The organism is Gordonia sp. SL306 (genome assembly GCF_026625785.1).
In the GTDB taxonomy this organism is placed as follows: domain Bacteria; phylum Actinomycetota; class Actinomycetes; order Mycobacteriales; family Mycobacteriaceae; genus Gordonia.
This window is the reverse complement of record NZ_CP113063.1, coordinates 782,391-808,743: the sequence shown is the minus strand read 5'-3', so window position 1 is coordinate 808,743 and position 26,353 is coordinate 782,391. Positions and strand designations below refer to the sequence as shown.

Annotated in this window: 22 protein-coding genes; 15 read left to right on the top strand and 7 right to left on the bottom strand. The window is 67.1% G+C overall.

Going from position 1 to position 26,353, the window contains the following annotated elements:
- Positions 1-40: 40 nt before the first annotated feature.
- Positions 41-1,507, top strand: coding sequence for an adenosylhomocysteinase (ahcY, locus tag OVA31_RS03875; RefSeq protein ID WP_267629791.1), 1,467 nt, complete (start codon positions 41-43; stop codon positions 1,505-1,507).
- Positions 1,508-1,654: 147 nt separating this feature from the next.
- Here ahcY and OVA31_RS03870 read toward each other — a convergent pair whose 3' ends face one another.
- Both OVA31_RS03870 and OVA31_RS03865 read right to left on the bottom strand, forming a co-directional pair.
- Positions 1,655-2,194, bottom strand: a complete 540-nt coding sequence (locus tag OVA31_RS03870) for a hypothetical protein (protein WP_267629790.1) — start codon at positions 2,192-2,194, stop codon at positions 1,655-1,657.
- A gap of 446 nt (positions 2,195-2,640) precedes the next feature.
- The gene (locus OVA31_RS03865; RefSeq protein WP_267629789.1) at positions 2,641-3,276 is read right to left on the bottom strand and encodes a dTMP kinase; all 636 of its coding nucleotides are present in this window, start codon (positions 3,274-3,276) and stop codon (positions 2,641-2,643) included.
- 106 nt (positions 3,277-3,382) lie between these two features.
- Between OVA31_RS03865 and mtrA the strand changes: the two genes are divergently transcribed.
- Genes mtrA through lpqB form a run of 3 tightly spaced genes read left to right on the top strand, consistent with a single transcriptional unit; the run spans position 3,383 to position 7,564 of the window.
- A complete protein-coding gene (mtrA, locus tag OVA31_RS03860; RefSeq protein WP_004023513.1) occupies positions 3,383-4,060 on the top strand; it encodes an MtrAB system response regulator MtrA in 678 nt (225 codons plus the stop codon).
- The gene (mtrB, locus tag OVA31_RS03855; RefSeq protein WP_420714135.1) at positions 4,057-5,802 is read left to right on the top strand and encodes an MtrAB system histidine kinase MtrB; all 1,746 of its coding nucleotides are present in this window, start codon (positions 4,057-4,059) and stop codon (positions 5,800-5,802) included. The genes mtrA and mtrB overlap by 4 nt, the downstream gene beginning before the upstream one ends.
- A gap of 49 nt (positions 5,803-5,851) precedes the next feature.
- A complete protein-coding gene (gene lpqB, locus OVA31_RS03850) occupies positions 5,852-7,564 on the top strand; it encodes an MtrAB system accessory lipoprotein LpqB (RefSeq protein WP_267629788.1) in 1,713 nt (570 codons plus the stop codon).
- Positions 7,565-7,616: 52 nt separating this feature from the next.
- Here the strand turns inward: lpqB and OVA31_RS03845 are convergent, their stop codons facing one another.
- Positions 7,617-8,312: a ComF family protein gene (locus OVA31_RS03845; protein WP_267629787.1), complete on the bottom strand. Its 696-nt coding sequence runs from the start codon at positions 8,310-8,312 to the stop codon at positions 7,617-7,619.
- Between the two features lie 535 nt (positions 8,313-8,847).
- Between OVA31_RS03845 and hpf the strand changes: the two genes are divergently transcribed.
- The 9 genes from hpf (at position 8,848) to OVA31_RS03800 (ending at position 20,752) form a co-directional block, all read left to right on the top strand.
- A complete protein-coding gene (hpf, locus tag OVA31_RS03840; RefSeq protein ID WP_267629786.1) occupies positions 8,848-9,663 on the top strand; it encodes a ribosome hibernation-promoting factor, HPF/YfiA family in 816 nt (271 codons plus the stop codon).
- Between the two features lie 166 nt (positions 9,664-9,829).
- Positions 9,830-12,673, top strand: a complete 2,844-nt coding sequence (secA, locus tag OVA31_RS03835) for a preprotein translocase subunit SecA (protein ID WP_267629785.1) — start codon at positions 9,830-9,832, stop codon at positions 12,671-12,673.
- A gap of 65 nt (positions 12,674-12,738) precedes the next feature.
- A complete protein-coding gene (locus OVA31_RS03830) occupies positions 12,739-13,287 on the top strand; it encodes an Rv3235 family protein (RefSeq protein WP_267629784.1) in 549 nt (182 codons plus the stop codon).
- 170 nt (positions 13,288-13,457) lie between these two features.
- Positions 13,458-14,969: a wax ester/triacylglycerol synthase domain-containing protein gene (locus OVA31_RS03825; protein ID WP_267629783.1), complete on the top strand. Its 1,512-nt coding sequence runs from the start codon at positions 13,458-13,460 to the stop codon at positions 14,967-14,969.
- A 119-nt stretch (positions 14,970-15,088) separates the two neighbouring features.
- On the top strand, positions 15,089-15,655 hold the full coding sequence (locus OVA31_RS03820) for a DUF6912 family protein (protein WP_267629782.1): 567 nt from the start codon (positions 15,089-15,091) through the stop codon (positions 15,653-15,655).
- Positions 15,656-15,768: 113 nt separating this feature from the next.
- Positions 15,769-16,893: a ferredoxin reductase gene (locus OVA31_RS03815; protein WP_324290181.1), complete on the top strand. Its 1,125-nt coding sequence runs from the start codon at positions 15,769-15,771 to the stop codon at positions 16,891-16,893.
- Between the two features lie 54 nt (positions 16,894-16,947).
- Positions 16,948-18,039 carry a GNAT family N-acetyltransferase gene (locus tag OVA31_RS03810; RefSeq protein ID WP_267629781.1) on the top strand — a complete coding sequence of 364 codons (1,092 nt, stop codon included), beginning with the start codon at positions 16,948-16,950 and terminating at the stop codon, positions 18,037-18,039.
- Positions 18,040-18,161: 122 nt separating this feature from the next.
- Complete coding sequence (locus OVA31_RS03805) at positions 18,162-19,484, top strand: fatty acid desaturase family protein (RefSeq protein WP_267629780.1); 1,323 nt, start codon at positions 18,162-18,164, stop codon at positions 19,482-19,484.
- Between the two features lie 68 nt (positions 19,485-19,552).
- Positions 19,553-20,752: a fatty acid desaturase family protein gene (locus tag OVA31_RS03800; protein ID WP_267629779.1), complete on the top strand. Its 1,200-nt coding sequence runs from the start codon at positions 19,553-19,555 to the stop codon at positions 20,750-20,752.
- 146 nt (positions 20,753-20,898) lie between these two features.
- Here the strand turns inward: OVA31_RS03800 and OVA31_RS03795 are convergent, their stop codons facing one another.
- Positions 20,899-22,170 (bottom strand): MFS transporter, encoded by a 1,272-nt coding sequence (locus OVA31_RS03795; RefSeq protein ID WP_267629778.1) that lies wholly within the window; start codon positions 22,168-22,170, stop codon positions 20,899-20,901.
- A gap of 81 nt (positions 22,171-22,251) precedes the next feature.
- On the opposite strand from OVA31_RS03795, the gene OVA31_RS03790 reads away from it, so the two are divergent.
- Positions 22,252-23,151, top strand: a complete 900-nt coding sequence (locus tag OVA31_RS03790) for a LysR family transcriptional regulator (protein ID WP_267629777.1) — start codon at positions 22,252-22,254, stop codon at positions 23,149-23,151.
- Here the strand turns inward: OVA31_RS03790 and OVA31_RS03785 are convergent.
- Together OVA31_RS03785 and OVA31_RS03780 are read right to left on the bottom strand one after the other, a co-directional pair.
- Positions 23,132-23,905, bottom strand: a complete 774-nt coding sequence (locus OVA31_RS03785; protein ID WP_267629776.1) for a TIM barrel protein — start codon at positions 23,903-23,905, stop codon at positions 23,132-23,134. The genes OVA31_RS03790 and OVA31_RS03785 overlap by 20 nt on opposite strands.
- Positions 23,905-24,972: a Gfo/Idh/MocA family oxidoreductase gene (locus OVA31_RS03780; RefSeq protein ID WP_267629775.1), complete on the bottom strand. Its 1,068-nt coding sequence runs from the start codon at positions 24,970-24,972 to the stop codon at positions 23,905-23,907. The genes OVA31_RS03785 and OVA31_RS03780 overlap by 1 nt, the downstream gene beginning before the upstream one ends.
- Positions 24,973-25,080: 108 nt before the next feature.
- Between OVA31_RS03780 and OVA31_RS03775 the strand changes: the two genes are divergently transcribed.
- A complete protein-coding gene (locus OVA31_RS03775) occupies positions 25,081-26,109 on the top strand; it encodes a LacI family DNA-binding transcriptional regulator (RefSeq protein WP_267629774.1) in 1,029 nt (342 codons plus the stop codon).
- Between the two features lie 57 nt (positions 26,110-26,166).
- On the opposite strand, the gene OVA31_RS03770 is transcribed toward OVA31_RS03775, so the two are convergent.
- Positions 26,167-26,331 carry a hypothetical protein gene (locus OVA31_RS03770; protein ID WP_267629773.1) on the bottom strand — a complete coding sequence of 55 codons (165 nt, stop codon included), beginning with the start codon at positions 26,329-26,331 and terminating at the stop codon, positions 26,167-26,169.
- Between the last annotated feature and the right edge of the window lie 22 nt (positions 26,332-26,353).

Below are 26,353 nucleotides of genomic sequence, written 5' to 3'. Positions count from 1 at the left end.
TGCACGAGCAGTGCCCGACAGCGAACGACAAGGGGATCACATGACGACTGCGCAGGCATTGCACGCCGACAGCCGCAACGGGATCGACTTCAAGGTGGCCGACCTGTCCCTCGCGGACTTCGGCCGCAAGGAGATCGAGCTCGCCGAACACGAGATGCCGGGCCTGATGTCGCTGCGACGTGAGAATGCAGACGTGCTGCCGCTCAAGGGCGCCCGCATCTCGGGCTCGCTGCACATGACGGTCCAGACCGCCGTGCTCATCGAGACACTGGTCGCCCTCGGCGCAGAGGTGCGCTGGGCGTCCTGCAACATCTTCTCGACGCAGGATCACGCGGCGGCCGCGATCGTCGTCGGGCCCCACGGCACACCGGACGAGCCGAAGGGCGTGCCGGTCTTCGCGTGGAAGGGCGAGACCCTCGAGGAGTACTGGTGGGCAGCCGAGCAGATGCTCACCTGGCCCGATCAGCCGGCGAACATGATCCTCGACGACGGCGGCGACGCCACCATGCTCGTGCTGCGCGGCGCTGAGTTCGAGAAGGCCGGCCTCGTGCCGCCCGCCGATGACGATCATTCGGCCGAGTACAAGGTCTTCCTGGAGCTGCTGCGCGCGAGCTTCGAGGCCGACAAGACCAAGTGGTCGACCATCGCCGATTCGGTCCAGGGCGTCACCGAGGAGACCACCACCGGTGTCCTGCGGCTGTACCAGTTCGCGGCGGCCGGTGAGCTCACCTTCCCGGCCATCAACGTCAACGATTCGGTCACCAAGTCGAAGTTCGACAACAAGTACGGCACCCGGCACTCCCTGATCGACGGGATCAACCGCGGCACCGACGTTCTCATCGGTGGCAAGAAGGTCCTCATCTGTGGATACGGCGACGTCGGCAAGGGCTGCGCGGAGTCGCTGGCCGGACAGGGTGCCCGGGTCCAGGTCACCGAGATCGACCCGATCAACGCGCTGCAGGCGCTGATGGACGGATTCGACGTGGTCACCGTCGAGGAGGCGATCGGCAACGCGGACATCGTCATCACGTCCACCGGCAACCTCGGCATCATCACTCTCGAGCACATGCGGGCGATGAAGAACCAGGCGATCCTCGGCAACATCGGCCACTTCGACAACGAGATCGACATGGCCGGGCTGGAAGGCTCCGGAGCCAAGCGGATCATCGTCAAGCCGCAGGTCGATCAGTGGATCTTCGAGAACGGCAAGTCGATCATCGTGCTGTCCGAGGGGCGACTGCTGAACCTGGGCAACGCAACCGGGCATCCGTCGTTCGTGATGAGCAACAGCTTCTCGAATCAGGTGATCGCCCAGATCGAACTGTGGACGAAGAAGGACGAGTACGACAACGAGGTCTACCGGCTGCCCAAGCATCTGGACGAGAAGGTCGCGCGCATCCATGTCGAGGCGCTCGGTGGCACTCTCACCAAGTTGACGAAGGAACAGGCCGAGTACATCAACGTCGATGTCGAGGGGCCGTACAAGCCTGAGCACTACCGCTACTGACAGCACACACACCCGACAGCACCCAGGTTCCCTTCGGAACCCGGGTGCTGTCGGCGTATCTGCGGTTGCCCTCGGCGCGAAACGCGTTGCCCTCGGCGCGAAACATGTTGCCGTCGGCGCGAAATCGGTTGCTCTCGGCGGAGGAGGCTACGTCCCGATGTCGGGTTCGGCGCCCGGGCACACGAACCAGGTGCCGTTCTCGCGGGTGAAGCTCTCGGCATTCTGCTTGGGTGTCGACCGCTGGTTACCGAGTTCGAGATGGGTGCTCACCGTCGACTCGGCGGAGTCGCCGGTCACGGTGACTGCGGACAACTCGTCGAGGACGACGTTGCCGGTGAGGTCGAGGGGGCGCGTGACCTGCGGGCGGACCACGCTGCACACCGACGCCTGAATCCGTCCGACGTCGCGTGAGTTGACCGCGTCGACAAAGTTCTGCATCGCCGACCGGATGGCGGTGATCTCGGCCTGGTTCGCGGCGGTCCCGCCGGAGCCCGGCGAGCCCGTTCTCGGCTGGCCGTCGGTCGCTGTCGGTGGTGTGTTGACGGCGACGTCGCTGTCGTTCGAGTCGACGGAACGGACTGCGGCGGTGACGAACAACGCGGCCGCGGCGACCACCACGAGCATGCCCACGACGGCCGTCGCGATGATCGCGCCGGTGTGCTGTCGACGTCGTGGTGGGAGCGGCATCCCCGGCATCGGTCCGGGTGCATAAGGGCCCGGTGGATATCCGCCGAGCGGAAAGCCGCCAGGGGTGAACTGTGGATATCCGGACGGGCCGGATGGCGGTGGAAGGGGCACTCCCGCCGGGGGACCGGGAACGGCCGCGTGCATCGGGTGGCCGCCGGTGGGCATCCCTGACGGCGGCTGCGGGGGTGGCATGTACGGGCCCGGTTGCAACGTACCGGGCGGAGGCTGTCCGTGCCTGGGTGCATGGGGATCGCCGGTGGCCGAACCGTTCTGCTCAGCCGCGCCGACCTCGGGCCACGGTGGACGGTTCGCCCCCGGGTCGGGACCTTGGTGAGCCCCTCCGCCTTGCGCTGGCTGGTGGGTCATGCGGCGTCCTTAATACGGCGTCCTCCATACGGGCGGGGTCATTTCAGGCTAGCGAAAACCCCGGTGATCGGCACGGATCCTCATTCGGCCGACAGACGGCGGGCGAGCTCCTCGACGTCACCGTCGGTCGTCGCCACCCAGGGTGACATCCATTGCGCATGCGCCAGTTGCCGGTACACCGAATCGACGCGGACCTGCAGGTCGCGGTCGCGTTCGTAGAGATCTTGCGGCCGAGTGGAATCGGTGGCCGCCCGATGGGCCGCGCGATCCATCGCGACCTCGGGCGGCACCCCGAGCAGTACATGGCGATCGGGTACCGGGAGCCCGAAACGACCGAACTCGAGATCGGTCACCCAGCCGACCATCTCCCCGTCGGCGTCCTGATCGAGTCGAGCCGCGTTGTAGGCGGCGTTCGATGCCACGTACCGGTCGAGCACCACGATGTCGTGCTCGCCGACGGCCCTCCGGATCTCGTCGGCGGCGCCCGCGCGGTCGAGCGCGAACATCAGGGCCATGGCATAGACGCTGTCGCGTAGATCACCGTGGCGTCCGTGCAAGGCCTCGGCGGCCAGATCGGCGGTGACGGACGCACCGTATCGGGGAAACGTCAACGTCGCGACGCGCAATCCGTTGTCGCGCCACCGGTCGACCAGCGCGGTCACCAGTGTGTTCTTGCCCGCGCCGTCGAGTCCCTCGACCGCAATCAGTTGGCCCACGATGGCGATGGTATCGACCGGGCGCCGCGGTCTCCCGCCAGGACGTCGCGGCGGGTTCGGCGCGTCATCTCCGCGGTTGGGTCACGAAAGTGTCACCATTGTGAACATGAAGCCTCGCATCCTCGTCGTCGACGACGACGCCGCTCTCGCCGAGATGCTGACCATCGTGCTTCGGGGTGAAGGTTTCGAACCGTTCGTGGTCGGCGACGGGACGCAGGCGCTGACCGCGGTGCGTGAGATCCGGCCGGACCTCGTCCTCCTCGACCTCATGCTCCCTGGCATGAACGGCATCGACGTGTGCCGCGTGCTGCGCGCCGATTCCGGGGTGCCCATCGTGATGCTCACGGCGAAATCCGACACCGTCGATGTGGTCCTCGGCCTGGAGTCGGGCGCCGACGACTACATGGTCAAGCCGTTCAAGCCGAAGGAGCTCGTCGCCCGGGTCCGGGCACGCCTGCGTCGCACCGACGAGGAGCCCGCCGAGCTGCTGTCGATCGGTCCGGTGGAGATCGACGTGCCCGCGCACAAGGTCACCCGCGACGGGGTGCCCATCTCGTTGACCCCGCTGGAGTTCGATCTGCTGGTCGCCCTGGCCCGCAAGCCACGGCAGGTCTTCACCCGTGACGTGCTGCTGGAACAGGTGTGGGGTTATCGCCACCCGGCGGACACTAGACTCGTCAACGTGCATGTCCAGCGTCTGCGAGCGAAGGTCGAGACCGACCCGGAGAATCCCGAAGTGGTCCTGACGGTGAGGGGGGTCGGCTACAAGGCCGGCCCGCCGTGATCGGGAGGCCCCGCCGCCGCGTCAACAGCACCTTCGGGCGCATCACCCGCATCGCGAGCAGTGCCGGTCGAGCCTTCGGCAGAATCTGGCGACGATCACTGCAGCTCCGCGTGGTGGTGTCGACGTTGGTGCTGTCTTTTGTCGTGATCCTGATCCTCGTCTTCGTGTTGATCAGCCAGATCACCGATCGCCTGCTGGACGTCAAGCTGACCGCGGCCACCGAGGAGGTGGAACGGGCGCGCGTCTCGGTCGAACGGGACCTCGGCGGCAGCAACGGCAACACCTCGGTCCAGAACCGGCTCCGGCAGACCAGGTCCCTGCTCACCGACCGCGATGTGGACGCCACCGACAGCTCCGGCAGCGTCGGTACTTTCGACACCGTGCTGCTGGTGCCCGGCACCGACGACGACGGCGGCGACAGCGGGGTCGGACCGGCCACGGAGATCCCGGACAACCTGCGTGACATGGTCCAGGGCGGCCAGGTCGCCTATCAGTACACCTCGATCCCGACGTCGTCGGGCGGCACCGAGCCCGCCCTCGTCGTGGGCACGCCGACCAATGCGTCCGTACCCGGCCTGGAGCTGTACCTCGTGTTCCCGCTCACCAGCGAGCAGAACACGGTGGACCTCGTCCGCGGCACGCTGCTGACCGGCGGCGTGGTCCTGCTCGGGCTGCTGGCCGCCATCGCCTGGCTGGTCTCGCGGCAGGTGGTGCAGCCCGTGCGGTCCGCGTCGCGGATCGCGGTGCGCTTCGCCGACGGCCGGCTCAAGGAACGAATGCCGGTGCGGGGTGAGGACGACATGGCACGACTCGCCATGTCGTTCAACGACATGGCCGAGAGTCTGTCCAAACAGATCACGCATCTCGAGGAGTTCGGCGGACTGCAGCGGCAGTTCACCTCCGACGTGAGTCACGAGCTGCGGACGCCGCTCACGACGGTCCGGATGGCCTCGGACGTGCTGTACGAGGGTCGCGACGAACTGGACCCGGTGCGCAAACGCTCGGTCGAACTGCTCGACAAAGAGCTCGATCGCTTCGAGACGTTGCTGAACGAGCTCCTGGAGATCTCCCGACACGATGCAGGCATGGCCGAGCTGGCTGCCGAACGGATGGACATGGCGATTCCGATCGACGGTGCCCTCGCCACCGTCAGCCATCTCGCCGAGGAGACCGGCACCGAGCTCGTCCTCGATCTGCCTGCCGAGCCGGTGATCGCCGAGATCGACCCGCGGCGCGTGGAGAGGATCTTGCGCAACCTGCTGGCGAACGCGATCGACCACGGCGAGCGCAACCCGGTCACGCTGACCATGCGGTCGGACGGCGACGCGGTCGCGGTCACCGTGCGCGATCACGGGATCGGCCTCCGCCCGGGTGAAGAGAAGCTCGTGTTCAACCGATTCTGGCGATCCGATCCGTCGCGCTTCCGACGCTCGGGCGGCACCGGTCTGGGACTGGCGATCAGCATCGAGGACGCCCGGTTGCACCAGGGACGCCTCGAGGCCTGGGGTGAGCCCGGCAACGGCGCCAGCTTCCGCCTGACCCTTCCGCTGGTGCGTGGGCACAAGCTGCTCGGCAGTCCGTTGCCGCTCAAACCGGTCGGAGGCGCGGGCAGGTCGGCGGCGCTCACCCGAAGCGCACCGAAGAGCACTGCGGTCCGCAACGAAGCCGAAGTGGAGTACGACAACCCGTCGTCGCCGCCCGCCGAGCACGATTCCGGGGGAGGTGGCGGTGCCACGTCCTGATCTGAACTCCGTCTTACGAAGGTCGCGGCGTTGTCGACGGTGGCCGCTGGTGGTCGCACTGCTGACGACGTGCATCCTGAGCGCCTGCGGCTCGATCCCGAACAGTTCGTCGCCGCAACCGATCACCGCGTTCCAGCGCGAGGGGCCGACCAATGCGGTCCCGGTCCCGCAGGCGGACATGGATCCGGAATCACTGGTACGCGCGTACCTCAAGGCGACCGCCGATCCCGAAGAAGGTCATCGCGCTGCCCGGAAGTTCTTGACCCCGGCCGCCTCCGAGCAGTGGGACGACCGGGGCGACATGCTGGTCGTCGACGAGGTCAACGTCTTCGTCGACCAGCGCAACGAGGACGCGGTACGACTTCGTCTGATCGGCGACAACGTCGGGACGCTCAAGTCCAACGGCCAGCTGCTGCCCGCGACCGGCCGGGTGGAGACCGCACTGACGCTCGTACGATCCGGCGATCAGTGGCGGATCGACGGCCCGCTGCCGAACGGCACGATGATCGATCGCAGTCAGTTCGATGCCACCTACCGCTCGGTGAGCCTCTACTTCACCGATCGGAGCCTCGGGAGGCTGGTGGCGGACCCGCGCTGGCTCTACGGCGGCAAGGCGTCGGAGCCGACCGAACTGATCAATCACCTCATCGCGGGGCAGGCCGCCGACCTCGACGGCTCCGTCGACAGCGGGTTCCCGAACGGTTCCGCGTTGCGCGGGCCGGTCTCACCGTTGTCCGGTGGCGGGGTTCGCGTCGAGCTCACCGGCATCGGTTCGGCATCCGTTCGCGATCGGACAGTCCTTGCCGCCCAGATCATCTGGACGCTCGACGGCGCCGACATCGGTGGCCCGTACGTGATCAACGCCGACGGCGGCCCGCTGATCCCGGAGCGTGCCTCGGGATGGCAGACCGCCGACGTGCAGGCCTTTGATCCGACCGCGGTGCCGTCCACCGACGTCGGACTCAACATCATCCGCTCCGGCGCCCTGCTCAAGGTCACCGACACCGGCACCGTTCCGGTGGGAGGTCCGTTGGGGACCGGGCAGGCGGTCCGATCGGCGACCATCTCGGCGGACGGGCAGCGGGTCGCCGCCGCGCTGGCCCACAGCGGCGCAGGTCCACAGCTCGACTTGGCCATCGGTCCGTACGGCGGGGCGATGGGCACGGTGGTGTCCGGGAACTCGATCACCCGTCCGTCCTTCGGACCAGACGAGAACACGATCTGGGCGGTGATCGACGGTCGTCCGGTCCAGTGGGTGCGTGAGGAGTCCGGCGACAGCGACCGGCTGACCACCGTGGACGCGACATCGATCGCCACGGTCGCGCGCGGGCCGATCACCGAACTGCAGGTGTCGCCCGACGGTGTTCGTGCGGCGCTGCTCGTCGGCGGGCAGGTCGTGTTCGCGGTGGTCTCGACAAACGCCGAGGGGGCGGTCTCACTGACCAGTCCGCGGATCGCGGCCTACAACGTCGGAAATCGCGCGGTCTCGCTGGACTGGGCGTCGCCGACGACACTGATGGTCGCCCGCGATGCGGTGGAGTCGCCGGTCGTGCAGCTCTCGATCAACGGCACGCCCGCGGTCGGCCTGCTCAGCGGCAATCTCTCGCCTCCGGTGCGAGCGGTCGTTGCCGATCAATCGACGGTCTACGCCGGCGACACCCGCGGGGTGCTGCGGTTCGGCAGCGCGAACGGTCAGCCCGACCAGTACTGGACGGAGGTCGAGCCGGCCATGGCGCGCGACGTCATCCCGGTCCTGCCCTGATCGCGGCGCCGATCGGGCCGGGCGTGGTGGTGTGGCGTGGCCGCCGAGTGCGTCAGGCGCCTGCCACGACGATCACCGCGTGCAATGCCCAACCGTGGCGTGCCAGGACGCGTACCGATTCCGATGCCGTCGCACCCGTGGTGAGAACATCGTCGACGAGCAGGATCGTGCCGCGCGGTGCGGTCCGCGTCCTCCGCAGCGTGATCGAACCGGACAGGTTGCGGACTCGGCGGCGGGCGTCGAGCCCGGCCGAATCGCGTGCCCGCGCCGTGGTGACGAGAAGCTCCGAGACGCGTACACGGGCGCCGAGCCGTGTCGCCGCCACACGTGCCAACGCCGTGACCGGGTCGCCACCGCGACGTCGTGCCGAGGAACGCCGTGTGGGCGCCGGGACCAGGGTGAGGTCGCGGGCATCCGGGAACTCGCCCCAGCGCGCGAGAGTCGCGATACCGCGTGCCAACGCGGTGCCCACCGGCACCGTGAGATCACGCCTGCCCTGTTCCTTCATCGCGATCAGCGCCGCACGATAGGGGCCGCGGTAGCGACCCAGCGCCCACGTGTCCACGCCAACGTCCACGCGCGGGCTCAGCGCGATCGGGTCGTCGGTGAGTGCGGTGGCACAGTCGGAACACCATCGGACACCGGGAGCCGAGCAGCCTCCGCATTCCACGGGGACGACGAGATCGGAGCCGGACCTGACGATCTCGGCGACGGTCACCGCGGTTGGGCTGCGGCGGCGAACGGACACCGCTCGAGGGTGCCACGGACATGGCCGTCGAACGCGCCACCGGCGGCCTGGTCTGGCCTCCTGTGGACACCCCCGCGTCTGTGCACAATGGTTCCGGGGCCACCGACATGCCGCACACGCCGAGGGGGACTTCCGGCCCGACCTCGACGGACATCGCTCATGTTGCGTCGAAACGTGGCCAGTAGGCGAACTTCGGGCTACGGTCGAAGGCACAAAAGGTAGCCGCCGCTTTTCGCGAGGAGGTGAGGCCCCTGCTCCTGAGTGCCAGCCGTCGGCTGGCATGGCCACGATTCCTATCCGACTACAAAGTCTCAGCGCGACAACAGATTCGACGTGCGCGCTGTCGGCCCAGACAGTTCTTGCGCCCCGGGACGCCGCGGCCATCCCGCAGGCACGCTCGAGAACTGGCGGTCGACGGGCGTGACGGTCCCACCAGCGGCACCTTGCCGCCACTACCACGGGTGGTCGAGATCGGGTTGGCGTCGATGAGCTTCCGCGTGGTCGGCCGGGAACCATCAAGAGGAGGAAGTTGTATATGTCAACAGTCATCCACCGCAAAGGCCATCGCGAATCGAAGATCGGTGACGCCCGGCCGCCCGAGAACGACTCCGAAAACGACGCCTCGCCCGATTCCTCATCCCTCGACGACCAGGCATTCGATCCCAGTTTCGCCTTCGTCCGACCACCCGGCACCGTCGATGCCGACGAACCTGCCGAACCCAATGCCAAGGTCGCCATCAGCGGCCGCAACGTCGACATCCCCGATCATTACCGTGTCTATGTCGGCGACAAACTCGCCCGACTCGAGCGGTTCGACCCCTCCATCTTCCGTTTCGACGTCGAGTTGAATCACGAACGCAACCGCAGGCAGTCCAAGGTGTGTCAACAAGTCGAGATCACGGCTATCGGAAAGGGCCCCAAGGCCCGCGCGCAGGCGTGCGGCGAGAACTTCTACGCCGCGCTCGAGGGCGCACTCGACAAGCTCGAGTCGCGCCTGCGGCGGGTGAAGGACCGTCGTCGTGTCTCCTATGGCAACCGGCGACCGCTCTCGGTCGCCGAGGCCACCGAGGTCGGTGCGCCGCTGCTGCGCGACAACCAGCTCAGTGTGCAACCCGACGCCGAATCCGGCGACGCTGCGGACTCCTGGGACGACGGCGTGGAGTATCACGACCCGGGCCAGGTGGTGCGCGTCAAGGAACACGAGGCGATCCCGATGTCGGTCGACGACGCCCTCTACGAGATGGAACTCGTCGGTCACGATTTCTTCCTGTTCCACGACAAGGAGAGCGACAAGCCGTCGGTGGTCTATCGGCGCCACGCCTTCGACTACGGATTGATCCGTCTGGCCTGAGCCCGACACCCGAGGGCATGGGCCCCTCGGGAAGATGACGACGTGCAGGTGATCGGGGCACCGATCAGGTTGCACTAAGACAAGCTGAGTACCATGGAATCCGGCCTGTGCAGGTTGCGGGCCGGATTTCGTGTGTAGTCGACAAGAGTTAGGGACTCGATCCACGGTGCTGAACAAGCTGCTACGCGTCGGCGAAGGCCGGATGGTCAAGCGACTCGGTGCGATCGCATCGCATGTCGAGAGCCTGTCCGACGAGGTCGAGGCACTGACGGACGCCGAGCTGCGCGCCAAGACCGACGAGTTCAAGGAGCGGCACGCCGACGGCGCGTCCCTGGACGAACTGCTCCCCGAGGCCTTCGCGGTCGCCCGCGAGGCGGCCTGGCGGGTGCTCGAGCAGAAGCACTTCCATGTGCAGATCATGGGTGGCGCGGCGCTGCATTACGGCAACATCGCCGAGATGAAGACCGGTGAGGGCAAGACTCTGACCTGTGTGCTGCCTGCCTATCTCAACGCGCTCTCGGGCGACGGCGTCCACGTCGTCACCGTCAACGACTACCTGGCCAAACGTGACTCCGAGTGGATGGGTCGCGTGCACCGCTTCCTCGGACTCGACACCGCGGTGATCCTCACCGGGATGACCTCCGACCAGCGTCGCGAGGCCTATGGCGCCGACATCACCTACGGCACCAACAACGAGTTCGGCTTCGACTACCTGCGCGACAACATGGCGCATTCGTTGCCCGACCTGGTCCAGCGCGGCCACAACTACGCAATCGTGGACGAGGTCGACTCGATCCTCATCGACGAGGCGCGCACGCCGCTGATCATCTCGGGGCCCGCCGAGGGGTCGAGCAAGTGGTACACCGAGTTCGCCAGGATCGCGCCGCTGCTCGAGAAGGACGTGCACTACGAGGTCGACATCAAGAAGAAGACGATCGGTGTGCACGAGGCAGGCGTCGAGTTCGTCGAGGACCAACTCGGTATCGACAACCTGTACGAGGCCGCCAATTCGCCGCTGGTGAGCTACCTCAACAACTCGATCAAGGTCAAGGAACTCTTCTACAAGGACAAGGACTACATCGTCCGCAACGGCGAAGTCCTCATCGTCGACGAGTTCACCGGTCGCGTGCTGGACGGACGTCGGTTCAACGAGGGTCTGCACCAGGCGATCGAGGCGAAAGAACACGTCGAGATCAAGGCCGAAAACCAGACCCTGGCCACGATCACGCTCCAGAACTACTTCCGCATGTACGACAAGCTCGCCGGCATGACGGGTACGGCCGAGACCGAGGCCGCGGAGTTCGACCAGATCTACAAGCTGGGTGTGCTGCCGATCCCGACGAACAAGCCGATGGTCCGCAAGGACCAGGTCGACCTCATCTACAAGACCGAAGAGGCGAAGTTCGACGCCGTCGTCGACGACATCACCGAGAGTCACGAGAAGGGCCAGCCGGTCCTCATCGGTACCACCAGCGTCGAGCGGTCGGAATACCTGTCGCGCCAGCTCACCAAGCGTGGCATCCCGCACAACGTCCTGAACGCGAAGTTCCACGAGCAAGAGGCCCAGATCATCGCCGAGGCCGGCCGTACCGGTGCGGTGACAGTGGCCACCAACATGGCCGGTCGTGGTACCGACGTCGTGCTCGGCGGCAACCCCGACATCATCGCCGATGCCCGGCTGCGCAAGGCGGGACTCGACCCGGTCAACACCCCGGACCAGTACGAGGCGGCGTGGCCGGAGGCGATCGAGGTCGCCCGTGCTGCCGCAGCCGAAGAGGCCGAGGAGGTCAAGGCAGCCGGCGGTCTCTACGTACTGGGGACCGAGCGTCACGAATCGCGCCGTATCGACAACCAGTTGCGTGGACGTTCGGGTCGCCAGGGCGACCCGGGCGAATCCCGGTTCTACCTCTCGCTCGGTGACGAGCTCATGCGGCGGTTCAACGGTGCGGCGCTCGAGTCGATCATGAACCGCGTGAACCTGCCCGACGACGTGCCGATCGAGGCGAAGATGGTCACCAAGGCCATCCGGAGCGCGCAGACCCAGGTCGAGCAGCAGAACTTCGAGGTCCGCAAGAACGTCCTCAAGTACGACGAGGTGATGAACGAGCAGCGCAAGGTCATCTACGGCGAGCGCCGCACCATCCTCGAGGGTGAGGATCACCGGGCCGAGGTGCAGACCATGATCGACGATGTGGTCGGCGCCTACGTGGAGGGTGCCACCGCCGAGGGCTATGCCGAGGACTGGGACCTCGACGAGCTCTGGAAGGCCCTGAGCACGCTCTATCCGATCGACCTCGATCCCAAGAAGGTCGTCGGTGAGAACGAGTTCGGCGAGCGCGACGACGTCGACGCCGATGAGCTCAAAGAGGTCCTGGTGGCCGATGCGCACAAGGCCTACGAGGCGCGCGAGACCGAGATCGAGGAGATCGCGGGCGACGGTGCCATGCGCCAGCTCGAGCGCACCATCCTGCTGACGGTCCTCGACCGCAAATGGCAGGACCACCTCTACGAGATGGACTACCTCCGTGAGGGCATCCACCTCCGGTCGATGGCGCAGCGCGATCCGGTCGTGGAGTACCAGCGCGAGGGCTTCGACATGTTCAGCGGAATGCTCGAGGGGCTCAAGGAGGAGACGCTGCAGTTCCTCTACAACGTCCAGGTGCAGACCGAACAGGCGGCGCCGGCCGCCGTGCCGACTCCGGCACCGGCCGCCGCGCCCGTGGCGCCCGCATTCGCGGGTGCCGGAAACGGTGCTGCGCCCGCACCCGTCGGTGGTGAGCAGGAGGCTCCCGCCGCGCTGCGTGCGGTGGGCGTCGAGCAGCCCGAGGTCCCGATGACGTATTCGGGCCCATCAGAGGGTGGCGGGACCGAGACCCATTCCGAGGAAGAGGAACACGAGGACCCGGCGCTGGTGTCGGCGAGCCGTCGTGAACGTCGGGCCGCTGCACGTGAGAACTCGAAGGGCGCCAGCCGCGCCAAGCCGCCGAAGTCCAAGAAGAAGCGTCGCTGACACGACGTCGTCGGATCTGTCCGACGTGAGGGGAACCGGTCGGCGCTCCGGTGCGTCCGATACTCATGGAGACGCCTCGAGTCCTGATCCGCCCGGCTCCGCCGTACGAACCGCCGATCCGGTCCGTGGAGGTCGACGGGTCCCCCGATCGGCCGACCCCGTCCCCGGCCGGTGCGCGCAGGCGGAATGCACCTGACCGGTCGTCGGCGCAGGCAGTCGAGGCGAGAAGATTCGCGGTCGGCACCGTCACGCTGGTCCTCGAGGTGCTCGATCGTCGGCGCGGTGTCAATCAGCTCGACGGCGTTGTCACGCAGCAGTTGCTCGCGGAGCTGACGGCTCTCGCCCGTGTCCACGGCCCGGTGCGGCCGTCCTCGGGTGCACTGCCGCAGGTCGTGGAGAACGCGGCGACCCTGCGCCGGGTCCACGTACAGATGCGTGGTCCGGGCACCGCCGAGGTGTTCGGCAGCTGTCGTCGTGGCGAGCGGGTCCGCGCGTTTGCGGCGCGCATCGAACAGTTGCCGTGCCGGGTCCGTGGTGCCCCGGGACACTACCGTCCAGGGCTGCCGCGCAACGTCGAATATCGTTGGCAACTGGTTGATTTCACCCTCGTCTGATCGCCGCTGCGTGGCGCAGGAGGTCGGCCGTCGAACACCGGCGCCCGACGGCGATACCGACCATGCCGAGCCGACCTCGGGGGCCGCGGCCGGGTCGAGGGCTGCATGCGATCGCACGCGGACGCGGCATCCGACGGGCGAGACGCGCCGAGGCCACTAGGATCGTCCTCGTGGTGAACCGGCTCTCCGCGCATGACGCGATGTTCTACTTCCTCGACGAGTCGGGTTCCACGACGCATCTGGGAGCTCTCCTGGTGATCGACCCGAGCCACACGGACAAACGTGCCGGCACAGGTGCTTCCCGAACCAGGAAGGCGCCGACGACCAGCCCGGGCGCTGAGGGTGTACCGGGGCCGGCAGGCAAGCCGCCTGCCCCGGTACTGGACTACTCACGCCTGGTCGCCCTGGTGGAGAATCGTCTTCAGCTGGTCCCGCGCTACCGCCAGATCATCCGCGAGGTCACGCTCGGCCTGGCCAGGCCGGTGTGGGTCGACGACCGCGACTTCGACATCAACTTCCACATCCGCCGCTCCGGTCTCCCTCGACCGGGCGACACGGTCCAGTTGCAGGACCTCATCGCCAGGGTCATGTCGCGTCCTCTTGATCGCACGCGGCCGCTCTGGGAGATGTACCTCATCGAAGGTCTGCCCGACGGCAAGCTCGCGATCCTCACGAAAACCCACCGGTGCATGGTCGACGCCCATGACGCCCTGGAGATCAGCGAGGTGATCTGCGACGACACCCGTACGGTCGAGCCGTTGCTCGAAGATCTCTGGATGCCCGGCTCGCCCCCGGGCAGCACCAGTCTCGCGCTCGGTGCCATCGCCGAGGCGCTGTCGCGGCCCGGTGATCTGGTCGATTCGCTGGTGCACAACAACTCCATCGTCGGGGACCTCCGATCGACGGCCGAAGGCGCTCTCCGCCGGGTGGGGAGTGTGGTCCAGCAGATGACCGACTCGGCTCCTGCGAGCCGGTTGAACAGCTCGACCACGTCCACCCGGACCTTCGCGGTGGCCTCGGTACCCCGGCGTGGGTGTGCCAAGATCGCCGACCGCTACGACTGCACCGTCAACGACGTCGAGCTCGCCATCATCTCTGGCGCGATGCGCAGGTGGATGCTCTCCTACGACGAGTCGGTGGAGGCGGGCGACACCGTGCGCGTCGTCCTGCCCCTGTCGGCGCGCGACCCGGCGGTGGAGCGTCGGGTCGATGCCGATGGGCGGTGGATCACCGTCGGCAAGGCGAGTTTTGTCACGGATCTGCCTGTGGGAGAAGATAATCCGGCAGTTCGGCTCGCCCAGGTCGCCGGCCTGGCAAATCGGTATTCGCAGTCGTCGCGGCGCCTCTCGCTGGGTCCGCGGCCGCTGCTTCCCGAGCTCGGTGTGGTGCCTTTCCCCGAGTTCAGCTCACGGGCGTTCCGCAGTCTGAACCGGCGTAACTACAACGTGCCGGTGGGGATGGGGACCCTGCCGGTCGCCGCGCGCTATGTCGCCGGATGCCCGGTGGTGCAGGTGTACGCGATCCCGGCACTCATGGCCCAACGGGCCCTCGCGATCAGTGTCGTCGACTATCGCAACAGCCTCCAGTTCGCCTTCATCGCGGATCGAGGAGTGCTGAGCGATCTGCCGGCGATGACCGATTACGTGACCGAGGCCTATGAGGAACTCGAGGCGGCCAAGTGATGGACGCCGGCGTCGGCGCGGGTCGGTGACCGGCACGGACGCCGGACGCCGGCCTCGGCGGATAGGGTTGGCGCAGTTGTGCGAACGAGTTGTGGTGAACGGGTGAGGGGACGGTTGCGATGCGGGTCTATCTGCCGGCGACACTGACCATGCTGATGGAGCTCAGTGAGAGCGGGGAGTTCCGGGCCATCGGTGGAACGGGCTTCGCCCTCACCCCGGCGTTGCGTGAATCGTTCCTCGCCGGCGACGACGAAGAGCTGGCCGAGGTGGCGATGCGCGAGGCGGCGCGAGCATCGCTGCGCCTGCTCGCCGGTGAGACGTCCGAACCCGGTGACGTCGACGGCGACGCGGACCTCGCCGAGGATGAGCGCACCGCGAAACCCGGAGACACCCCCAGACTCCCGCCCCGCCGCGCGGTGGTCGCCGCGGACGTCGACGATGTGGATCTGCGTCCGGACCTCGACGACGCGGTGGTCAAGATCAGTGGGCCGGTGCCGCTGCGCGACATCGCGTCCGTCCACGTCGACGTCGCCGAGGCGCAGGACAAGGTCCGGGCCGCCGTGGTGGTGATCGACGCCGCCGACCTCGGTGATCAGGACGCGGAGCTGGCCGTCGGCGACGTGGAGGACTTCGACCTCGCCTGGTATGCCACGCAGGAACTCCCGTTCCTGCTCGAGTTGCTCTGATCCTGCTCGCGTCGCTCTGGCCATCTGCGCGAGCGCGGCCTCGGTCGCGTAACCTACGGAAGCGTAGGTTGTCGACGCGCGGCCCCTGGGCACGCGAGTGAGGTGGTGCTCAGGTGGGTTGGCTCGAACGATTCGAGGAACCGGTGGCCGGTGTCGCGGCTCGCAGCCGTGGTGCGCAGTGGGCGCGGGCGGCATTCGCCCGGATCACCACGCCGCTGTTGCCCGACGACTACCTGCATCTCGCCAATCCGCTCTGGTCGGCCCGCGAACTGCGCGGAAAGGTCGTCTCGGTGACGCCGGAGACCGAGGACTCGGCGACCATCCGCATCCGTCCGGGCTGGGGATTCTCGCTCGACTACCGGCCCGGCCAGTACGTCGGGATCGGCGTCCTGATGGAGGGGCGATGGACCTGGCGGTCGTACTCGCTGACCTCCGCGCCGGTCGGTTCGGGCGACGGCGTCGACGGCAAGACGATCACGATCACGGTGAAGGCGATGCCCGAGGGTTTCCTGTCGTCGCACCTCGTGAGCGGCCTGCAACCGGGCACCGTGGTCCGTTTGGCAGCGCCGGCCGGCGAGTTCGTGCTGCCGGAGCCGTTGCCGTCGAAGACCCTGTTCGTGACCGCCGGGAGCGGCATCACGCCCATCATGTCGATGCTGCGGATGGTCCGCCACCGCGGGCAGCGCGCCGACATCCGGGTGATCCACTCCACGCCGACCGCCGCCGACCTGCTGTTCGGGGACGAACTGGCGACGATGGCCGCCGACGGTGTGGTGGATCTGCACATCCAATACACGCGCACCGACGGCAAGGTGACGCCCGACCGACTCGCGGATCTGGTGCCGGACTGGCTCGAGCGCGAGACATGGGCGTGCGGACCGAGTTCGTTCCTCGACGCCGTGCACCGGATGTATGCCGATGCCGGGGCCGACGACCACCTGCACATCGAGCGGTTCGCCCTCGAACGAGGAGCGGTCGGTGCCGAGGGCGGGACCGTCACCTTCGGCTGGTCGGGACGGACCGCCGAGATCGACGGCGCGACAACACTGCTCGAGGCGGGCGAATCCGCCGGCGTGATGATGCCGTTCGGCTGTCGGATGGGGATCTGTCAGAGCTGCGTCGTGATGCTGGACAAAGGGTGTGTGCGCGATCTGCGGTCGGGGGCCGAGCACGTCGAGGGTGAGCGGATCCAGACGTGCATCAGCGCAGCGGCAGGGGACTGCACACTCGGCGTGTGACCGGTCTGAGCGATTAGGCTGACCGCGTGAACACTGCTGTGCGGAGTGAGTCGGGTGCCCGCTGAACTGACGTGGTCGCCCGACGTCCCGGTCCTGACCGACGGAGTCGTGACGCTGCGTGGTCATCGATCCTCCGACCTCGGCCGGATCGTCGAGATGGCGACCGACCCCGAGATGATCCGCTGGACCCGGGTGCCCACCCCGTACGGACGGGGCGATGCCGAGCAGTTCGCGTTCGACGACATCCCGCGCGGATGGGACGAGGGAACCGGGATGGGCTGGGCCATCGAGCATGGCGGTCGGTACGTCGGCAATGTCGACATCCGCGGCGCGGGTGCGATCGTCGACATCGGTTTCGCGCTCCATCCCGATGCCCGGGGGCTCGGCGTGATGCAGCGTTCGGTCCGGTTGGCGGTCGATCACGCATTCGGTGTGGGCAAGCGAGCGGTGCGGTGGCAGGCGGCGGTCGGCAATCTCCCGAGTCTCCGCGTCGCCCACACATGCGGGTTCACTCTCGACGCCGTCGTCCGCGACGGGCTCGAGATCGGTGACGCGATCTGTGACGTATGGGTGGGGACCCTGCGTGCGGGTGATTCGCCTGACCCGAAAACCACTTGGCACGCATCGACTTTCGAGACCGAACGATTCCGCCTCCGGCCGCTTGCCGAGAAGGACGACGAGCGGATACGGGATACCCTCGACGACCCGGTGTCCCGGAAGTACCTCTTCGAGCGTCCGGTTCCGCTCACCCTCGAGCACGCCGCTGCCGAACGCCTGCGCAAATGGTGGACGGCGGCGCGTGGTGAGACGTGTACGTGGGTGGTCGCCGATCTCGCGACCGACACCTATCTCGGCGACATCACCCTGCTCGACATCGACGAGGTGACCGGTGCCGAGGCGGGTTTCTACACACACCCGGATGCACGGGGCAGCGGTGTCCTGGCCGAGGCGTTCCCGGCCGTGGTGGATCACGCATTCGGCGTGATGGGCCTGCGCCGGTTGACGATGTTCGCCGCGGTGAGCAACACGGGCTCGAAGTCGTTGGCGCAATCGGCCGGATTCCGCGAGTTCGGCACACAGCAACTCGCGGCGAGTTCGGCAGGCGTCTTCGAGGACCTCATCGGGTTCGAACTGCTCCGCGACTGACCCCGAGGGTGGGTTGGGTCACATTCCTCTGGTGATCTCGCGCAGAGGGGTGGACATGACGGGGCAGCCAACCTACGCTTGCGTAAGTTACGGTTTGGTAGGTCGATACGAACGGGAGCACCATGGCGATTACCGACATCCCAGAGTACGCGCACCTCACCGAGGTGGAGATCGAGGCGCTCGGCGTGGAGCTCGACGCGATCCGTGCCGACATCGAGGCCGATCGCGGTGAACGCGACGCGCGTTATCTCCGCAACACCATCCGCTTCCAGCGCGGTCTGGAGCTGGCCGGCCGGGCGCTGATCTTCGGATCGTCGAAGCGATCGATGTGGTGGACGGGTGCGGGAGCGCTCGGCATCGCCAAGATCGTCGAGAACATGGAACTCGGGCACAACGTGATGCACGGGCAGTGGGATTGGATGAACGATCCCGAGGTGCATTCGACGACCTGGGAGTGGGACAACACCGGCCCGTCGGCGCACTGGAAGCACACCCACAACTACATCCATCACAAGTACACGAACGTCCTCGGGATGGACGACGACGTGGGCTACGGCCTGCTGCGTGTCACGCGCGACCAGCGCTGGCGGCCGTTCTATCTCGGCAACCTCTTCTTCAACACGGTCCTGGCCGCCGGCTTCGAATACGGTGTCGCCGCACAGCATCTCGAGCTGGGCAAGAAGCGCAAGACGCCCGAGGCCAAGGAGCAGTTCCGCCAAGATCTCGCCGACGTCGGCAAGAAGGTCGGCAAGCAGGTCGTCAAGGACTACGCGGTCTACCCGGCACTGGTGGCCGGGGCGACCGGCCGGAGCGTCGGCGTCGGACACGCCTTCCGGAAGGCTCTGACGGCGAACCTGATGGGCAACTTCATCCGCAACGTGTGGACCAACGCGGTCATCTTCTGCGGCCATTTCCCCGACGGCGCCGAGAAGTTCACCAAGCAGGACGTCGACAGTGAGACGCGGGGCGAGTGGTATCTGCGGCAGATGCTGGGCAGCGCGAACTTCCGCAGCGGCCCGGTGCTGGCGTTCATGAGCGGAAATCTGTCCTACCAGATCGAGCACCACATCTTTCCCGACCTGCCCAGCAACCGGCTCGCCGAGATCTCGGTGCGGGTGCGGGCATTGTGCGAGAAGTACGATCTCCCGTACACCACGGGCTCGTTCCCGGTGCAGTACGCGAAATCGTGGCGCACCATCGCGAAGCTGTCGCTGCCGAACAAATACCTCAAGGCGACCGTCGACGATGCGCCGGAGACCGCCTCCGAGCGCCGGTTCAAGCAGGGACTCCCCGAGGGCGCGCGGCTGATGGCCTCGGTCGATCCCGAGACCGGTCGCCGACGTGGTCTGCGTTCGGCCATCCGGACCTTGCGTCGTCGTGGACGGCGCGCAGACGTGTCCGCCGCACGAACCGAGGTGCCCGTCCAGCAGCGTCCGGCGGCCTGACCCTCGGTGATGTGTGGCGGCCGAGGTCCGTGGACCGTCCGTCCGCGGGGCGGGCATAATGGGTGCCGATGGCCATAACCGACATCAATGCCTACGCCCATCTGAGCGATGCGGACGTCGAGGCATTGGGCGCAGAACTCGACGCACTTCGACGTGAGATCGAAGCCGATCGGGGTGTTCGTGATGTCCGCTACCTGCGTCGGACGATCTTCGCCCACCGGGCGCTCGAGGTGGCCGGACGGCTTGCGCTGTTCGGCAGCCACAAGCGTTCGCTGTGGTTGCTGGGGACCGGTGCGCTCGCGCTCTCCAAGATCATCGAGAACATGGAGCTCGGGCACAATGTGATGCACGGGCAATGGGATTGGATGAACGATCCCGAGGTCCACTCCACGACGTGGGAGTGGGACATGGTGTGCGCGTCGCCGCATTGGAAGCACTCGCACAACTACATCCACCACAAATACACCAACGTGGTCGGGATGGATCACGACGTCGGTTACAAGATCCTGCGCGTGACCCGCGACGAGCCGTGGGAGCCGCGGCGCATTCTCCAGCCGTTCTTCAACCTCGTCCTCGCGGCCACCTTCGAGTGGGGAATCGGACTGCACGACCTCGAACTCAAGGAGGTCATCAACGGCACGAAGCCGAAAGATGTTGCGGTACCTCAGATCAAGGTGTTCCTGCGTAAGATCGGCAAGCAGGTCGGTAAGGATTACGTGCTGTTCCCGGCATTGACCGGTCCGAACTATGTGCATACCTTGACCGCGAATCTCAGTGCGAATCTGATCCGCAACCTCTGGGCATACGTGGTGATCTTCTGTGGGCATTTCCCGGATGGCGCAGAGAAGTTCACCGTCGAGTCACTCACCGACGAGACTCCCGGACAGTGGTATCTTCGCCAGATGCTCGGTACCGCCAATTTCGACGCGGGCCCGGCGACGGCCTTCCTGAGTGGCAATCTCTGCTATCAGATCGAGCATCACCTCTATCCGGATCTGCCCAGCAATCGCTACGCCGACATGTCCGTGCGCATCCGCGAGCTCTGCGAGAAGTACGACCTGCCGTACACCACCGGCTCACTCTTCGTGCAGTACATGCAGACCCTGCGCACCATCAACAAACTCGCCTTGCCCGATCGGTTCCTGCGCGACACCGCCGACGACGCGCCGGAGACCGCGTCGGAGCGACGCTTCGCCGGCGTGCCGAGGACCCGCGGGCTCAAGACCGCCATTGCCGATCTTCGGCGAAAGAAGTTGTCGCGTAGGTGATTTCGCTGCCGATCGGCTGGGCGCCCCCCTGCTGATCGAGTACCGATGCGCCCCCTGCTGGTTGAGTACCGGCGAGCCCTCTGCTGGTTGAGTAGCCGGCGAGCGGCAGCGAGTCGGCGTATCGAAACCCGCCGCCTCGCGAACCCTCAGCCCCGAGCCGCCGCTCGCAACTCGGCATGCGCCGCCCGGCCCTGCACCGGATGCCCGCGTTCGGTCCACGAGAAGACCGCCCAGGTCGTGAGCCCGACGATCGCCGAGCCCGTCCCGATCGTGCACACGAGGGGCCAGCCGCCCGCCTGGTACGCCCAGCCGCCCACCGTCGAGCCGATCACGCCCCCGGCGAAGTAGGCCACCATGTACGCCGTCGTCAGCCGTGAACGAGCTTGGCCGTCAAGCGAATACACGCCGGTCTGGTTGGCCAGCTGGACGCCCTGGACGCCGAAGTCGAAGACGAGGAGGGCGATCACCAGCACCACGACCTGATGTGCACCGGCCCACAGCAGGAGCCACCCGAGGATCTGCGCGCCCCACACGCCGTACTGGGTGTGGCGCAGGTAGCCCCGGTCGGCCAGCTTGCCGACAACGGGCGCGACCAGCGCACCCGCCACTCCGGCAAGTCCGAACAGGCCGATCTCCGCTTCCGAGTACGAGTAGGTCGAGTCACCGGCGCCGGCCAGCAGGAAGGCGATCGCGGTCCACATGCAACTGAAGGCCGCCATGCTGAGCCCACCGAGGAACATGCGGTGCCGCAACACGTCGTGGGTGCGCACGAGGGTCAGGATCGACCGTAGGACCTGCGGGTAGCTCTGACCCGATCCGGCTGCCTCGGGCGGCGCTTCGGGAGCGCGGAACCAGACCGCCACGGCCATCGCCACCTGCAGTCCCGCGGCGACGAACAGGATCGCCCGCCAGCCACCGACCTCGGCGACCAGTCCACTGAGGACTCGGGAGAACAGGATGCCGATGAGCAGTCCGCTCATCACATTGCCGACCACCGTGCCGCGCTCGTTCGGTGCGGCGATCGCGGCCGCCCACGGGACCACGACCTGTGCGGCCGACGCCGAGACCCCGACCGCGAACACCATCGTCAGCAGCCCGCCGTACGCGGGCATCAGGCCGGCGGCCACCAGGGCGACGCACGAGACGGCGAGGAGGCCGGTCACCAGTCGGCGGCGGTTGACGAAGTCGCCGAGCGGGACGACGAAGGCAAGGCCGAGCAGATAGCCGATCTGGGTCACCGCGATCAGCACACCGGCCGTCGCGGTCGAGATCGAGAAGTCGACGCTGATCTCGTGCAAGAGCGGCTGCAGGTAGTAGAGGCAGCCGGCCGACGAGCCCGCCGTCACCGCGAACAAGAAGACCACGACGCGACTGAGGCGGGTCTGTGCTCGGACGGGGACAGAGAGGGTGGTGGCCATGCATACATTGTCGGGCCGCCTAGTCTTCAGGAAAAGCGATAGATTTCGATATAGACATCTCCGATCGCGATGGAGGCCGAGATGGAGTTGCGTCACCTGGAGTATTTTCTTGCCTGCTGCGATCAGGGCACGTTCACTGCTGCCGCGCGGTCGCTCAACGTCGTGCAGTCGGCGGTGTCCACGGGTGTGGCCAAGATGGAGCGCGAACTGGGGGAGCGCGTCTTCGATCGCACACCCACAGTGCTCGTGCTGACCGACACCGGTCGCGCTATCGTCGGTCCGGCGCGCGCGGCCCTGCGTGCGCGTGCGGACGTCTTCGACGCGGTCGACGGAGTTCGCGGCGACATCCGCGGAGAGGTCGCCGTCGGTGCGCTCGTCAACGTCGTCTCCATCGACCTGGCCGAGGCATTTGCCGAGATCCATCGGCGCCATCCCGGGATCACGATCGCCATGCGCCAGAATCCGCGCGGCAGCTCGGGCAACATCGTCGGAGTGCGCGCAGGCACCCTCGACCTCGCTTTCCTGGGTGCGTATCCGGAACTGATCCCCGGCATCGCGGTTCATCGGCTCGCGCAGGAACCGCTGGTACTGGTGTGTTCGCCCGATCACCGACTGGCGCAGGCCGGTTCCTTCGCGACCGCCGACCTGGCCGAGGAGCGCGTCATCGACTATCCGCCGGGTTGGGGGACGCGCGCGGTCGTCGACCGCGACATCCCGAACAGGCGGACGGTGATCGAGGTGGCCGATCAGTTCTTCGGGATGAGCTTGGCGGTCAAGGGGTTCGGGGTGACACTTGTCCCCCTGGGCGTGGCGCACATGCAAGCAGGCGCGGCCGTCGTGCCGTGTTCGGACACCCCGCTGATGTGGGACATCGCGATCGCGCACTCGTCCACCCGCACGCCATCCCGCGCGGCCCGGGCCGTCCTCGACATCGTGCTCGAGCTGGCCCGGCCGGTACGGGTCAGCCGAACGCTGTCATGAATGCGTCAAGGGCGCCGTCCGGGTCGGACCTCGCCCAGCCCTCGAGGCCGACGACGCCGGCGAAGCCGATCTCTTTCAGCGCGCTGGCGATGGCGGGGTAGTTGATCTCCCCGGTGCCCGGCTCACACCGGCCAGGAACGTCGGCAACTTGGATCTCGCCGACGAGAGGCATTGCCGCCCGGACCAATTCGATGAGGTTGCCCTCGCCGATCTGGGCGTGATAGAGATCGAGGTTCATCCGCAGGTGCGGGGAGTCGACGGCCCTCACGAGCGTCATGGTGTCCGACGCGGTGGCAAACGGGGTCCCCGGGTGGTCGACGGCGAGATTGAGGTTCTCGAGGGTGAAGACCCGGTCGTGGCGTTCGCCGATGTCCGCGAGTCGACGCAGGGTGTCGGCCGCGGTGAGCCACATCTCGGGCGTCACCACATCGACCGGAACCACCGGCAGGCCATCTGGGCCCAGGCCGGTGCCGTGCACGTTGAGGCTCGGGCAGTCGAGACGAGCAGCCACCGTGATCGATTCCTCGGCCGATTGGAGGAAGGCGGAGATGCCGCCGGGATCGGTGAGATTGCCGGTCAGGTACCCGGTCATCGAGGCGAATTCGGCGCCGGTGGCGACCAGGGCATCGATGTCCTTGGTGGACCAGTCCCAGATCTCTACCAGGAGGCCTCGGTCGTGGATGGTGCGGACCCGGTCCACGAAAGGCCGGTCGAGATAGAGCATCTCGGCGCTGGCAGCCAGTCGGTAGGTCATCAGCTGGCCTCGTCGATCGAGACGGTGCCACCGGTCTCGACGCTGCGGATCGCGGCCAATGCGATCTGCAGTGCAGTCCGTGCGTCCGCCCCGCCGACCACGGCGGGCGATCCGCTGCGCACCGCCTCGACGAACGCCGTGAGCTCGCCGACGTAGGCACTGTGCAGGAGCACGGTGTCGCGCCGGGCGGTGTCGATCGCGATCCCGGCGGCTCCGTAGAACGTCATGTCGCTGGTGCGTCCGTCACCGGCGGTCGCCATACCCGCCGAACCGAAGACCTCACCACGCACGTCATATCCGTACAGCGCCGAGAAGCTGGCCTCGGCGGTCGCGATCGCGCCGTTGTCGAAGGTGATGGTCACGACCGCGGTGTCGAGATGTCCGGACTGTGCCGCATCAGGCCGGATCAGGGCATCGGCGAACGCGTGCACGGACACCGGGCGGGCACCCGGGTTGAGGAAGCACAGCGTGTCGAAATCGTGGATCAGCGTCTCCAGGAAGATCGTCCACTGCGGAACCCGAGCCGGATTCACTTCCCACGGGCCGGGATCGCGGGTCAACGAGCGCAGCAGCTGCGGGGTGCCGACCCGCCCGTCGTCGACCGCCTGGCGGGCGGCCGCGAAACCGGATGCGAATCGCCGGTTGAAACCGATCTGCAGCACCACATCGGCGACCGATGCCGCGGCGATCGCCCGATCGGCCTCGTCGAGGGTCACCGCCATCGGCTTCTCGCAGAAGATGTGCTTGCCGGCCGCCGCTGCGCGACAGATCAATTCGCTGTGACTGCGCGCCGGTGCGGTGATCAGCACGGCATCGACGTCGGGTGATGCGAGCACCACGTCGATGTCGGTTGTGGCGAACCCGGCGCCGACCGCCCCCGCGAGCCGCTCGGCCGCACCGTCGACCGGGTCGGCCACGGCTGCGACAACGGCACCCGGCACGTGTCGGGCGATCAGTTCGGTATGGCTGCTGCCGATGCGGCCGGCGCCGATGGTCGCAATGCGGATGGGGTCCGTCGCGCCATGCGACGGCGCCGGGATCGAGGCAGGTGAGGTGATGGTCGTCATGTGGGTCTCCGGACGAGAGATGGTCGAAAAGGAGTGACTAGATCGTTCTAGTAGAACGTTCTAGGTTAGAGTAGTGCCGGCATTCACATCTGGTCAAGAGAGGGATGGATGGTCGAGAGGCCCGGTAGAAGACTGACGCTCGTCGACGTCGCACAAGCGGCGGGTGTGTCGAAGGCTCTTGTCTCGATAGTGATGCGTGGTGTGCCGGGTGCCAGCGACGAAACCCGCGAGCGGGTGCTGAGGATCGCCGACGAGATGGGCTACGTACCGGATCAGCGGGCCCGGAAGCTCCGTCAGTCGTCGTCGCGACTGCTCGGGGTCACCTTCGAGCTGCGCGAACCTTTTCACGGTGACCTCGTCGAGGAGATCTATCGCGAGGCGGCCGAGGCCGGGTACGACGTCGTGATCAGTGCGGTCGCGCCGAGTCGGTCGGAGAAGACTGCGCTCGACACCGTGGTCCGCGAACGGTGCGAGGCGGTGATCATGCTGGGGTCCCGGCTCGACGACACCGCGCTCGCCGCATTCTCCGCGCGGCTGCCGGTGATCGTCGTCGCGCGCGGCACCGGGGTGGACTCGGTGGGCGTGGTTCGCAGCGACGATACGGCCGGAATCGGTTTAGCGGTGAATCATCTCGTCGATCTGGGACATCGCGAGATTCTGCATGTCGACGGGGGTGACGCACCCGGTGCGGCAGAGCGGCGCGCCGGCTTCCGCGACGCGATGACCAGTGGCGGTCGTATCGGGGTGCCGCGCATCGTGCAGGGCGGCCTCGGGCAGATCGACGGCGCCCGCGCCATGCGCGACGTACTGGATCACGGCACCCGGCCGACGGCGGTGGTCGCCTTCAACGACGACTGTGCAACGGGGGTCATCGACACCATCATCCGATCGGGTCTGCGTGTGCCCGAGGATGTCTCGGTTGTCGGGTACGACGATGCGCGACTCGCGTCCAGCGCCCAGGTGCCGTTGACGACGATCTCCCAGGACGCCCGTGAACTGGCGTCCGACGCGGTGTCCGGAGCGCTCGCGATGATCGGCGGCGGTGCGACACCGGCGATCATCCGTCGACCATATCTCGTGGTGCGCGGCACGACCGCCTCTGTTCACCCTGTCCTGCGAGGACCCGGCCCTTCGTGATTCTGCGCTGGCGAAGCGTCGCAACCCGACCCCTGAGGAGCGAAGCGTCTCGAAGGGTCAGGCCTCAGCCTCCTCTCGGAGGTGGTGTGTGGAGATCGCACCTGTGGTGACATCGTCCTCGACCTCTTCGAGCGTGCGGCCGCGGGTTTCGGGTGCCTGGGTGTAGATGAACGCGATGGCGATGCGTTCTCGGACCAGTCCCGACTTCTCGGCTGTCGACATGGAGACTCCCTTGGTTGGTGCG

Bases quoted from the DNA above. Each gene is read 5' to 3' on its own strand.
- ahcY (WP_267629791.1), top strand. From the start codon at position 41: ATGACGACTGCGCAGGCATTGCACGCCGACAGCCGCAACGGGATCGAC.
- OVA31_RS03870 (WP_267629790.1), bottom strand. From the start codon at position 2,194: ATGCCGCTCCCACCACGACGTCGACAGCACACCGGCGCGATCATCGCG.
- mtrA (WP_004023513.1), top strand. From the start codon at position 3,383: ATGAAGCCTCGCATCCTCGTCGTCGACGACGACGCCGCTCTCGCCGAG.
- hpf (WP_267629786.1), top strand. From the start codon at position 8,848: ATGTCAACAGTCATCCACCGCAAAGGCCATCGCGAATCGAAGATCGGT.
- OVA31_RS03830 (WP_267629784.1), top strand. From the start codon at position 12,739: ATGGAGACGCCTCGAGTCCTGATCCGCCCGGCTCCGCCGTACGAACCG.
- OVA31_RS03820 (WP_267629782.1), top strand. From the start codon at position 15,089: ATGCGGGTCTATCTGCCGGCGACACTGACCATGCTGATGGAGCTCAGT.
- OVA31_RS03805 (WP_267629780.1), top strand. From the start codon at position 18,162: ATGGCGATTACCGACATCCCAGAGTACGCGCACCTCACCGAGGTGGAG.
- OVA31_RS03800 (WP_267629779.1), top strand. From the start codon at position 19,553: ATGGCCATAACCGACATCAATGCCTACGCCCATCTGAGCGATGCGGAC.
- OVA31_RS03795 (WP_267629778.1), bottom strand. From the start codon at position 22,170: ATGGCCACCACCCTCTCTGTCCCCGTCCGAGCACAGACCCGCCTCAGT.
- OVA31_RS03790 (WP_267629777.1), top strand. From the start codon at position 22,252: ATGGAGTTGCGTCACCTGGAGTATTTTCTTGCCTGCTGCGATCAGGGC.
- OVA31_RS03785 (WP_267629776.1), bottom strand. From the start codon at position 23,905: ATGACCTACCGACTGGCTGCCAGCGCCGAGATGCTCTATCTCGACCGG.
- OVA31_RS03780 (WP_267629775.1), bottom strand. From the start codon at position 24,972: ATGACGACCATCACCTCACCTGCCTCGATCCCGGCGCCGTCGCATGGC.
- OVA31_RS03775 (WP_267629774.1), top strand. From the start codon at position 25,081: ATGGTCGAGAGGCCCGGTAGAAGACTGACGCTCGTCGACGTCGCACAA.
- OVA31_RS03770 (WP_267629773.1), bottom strand. From the start codon at position 26,331: ATGTCGACAGCCGAGAAGTCGGGACTGGTCCGAGAACGCATCGCCATC.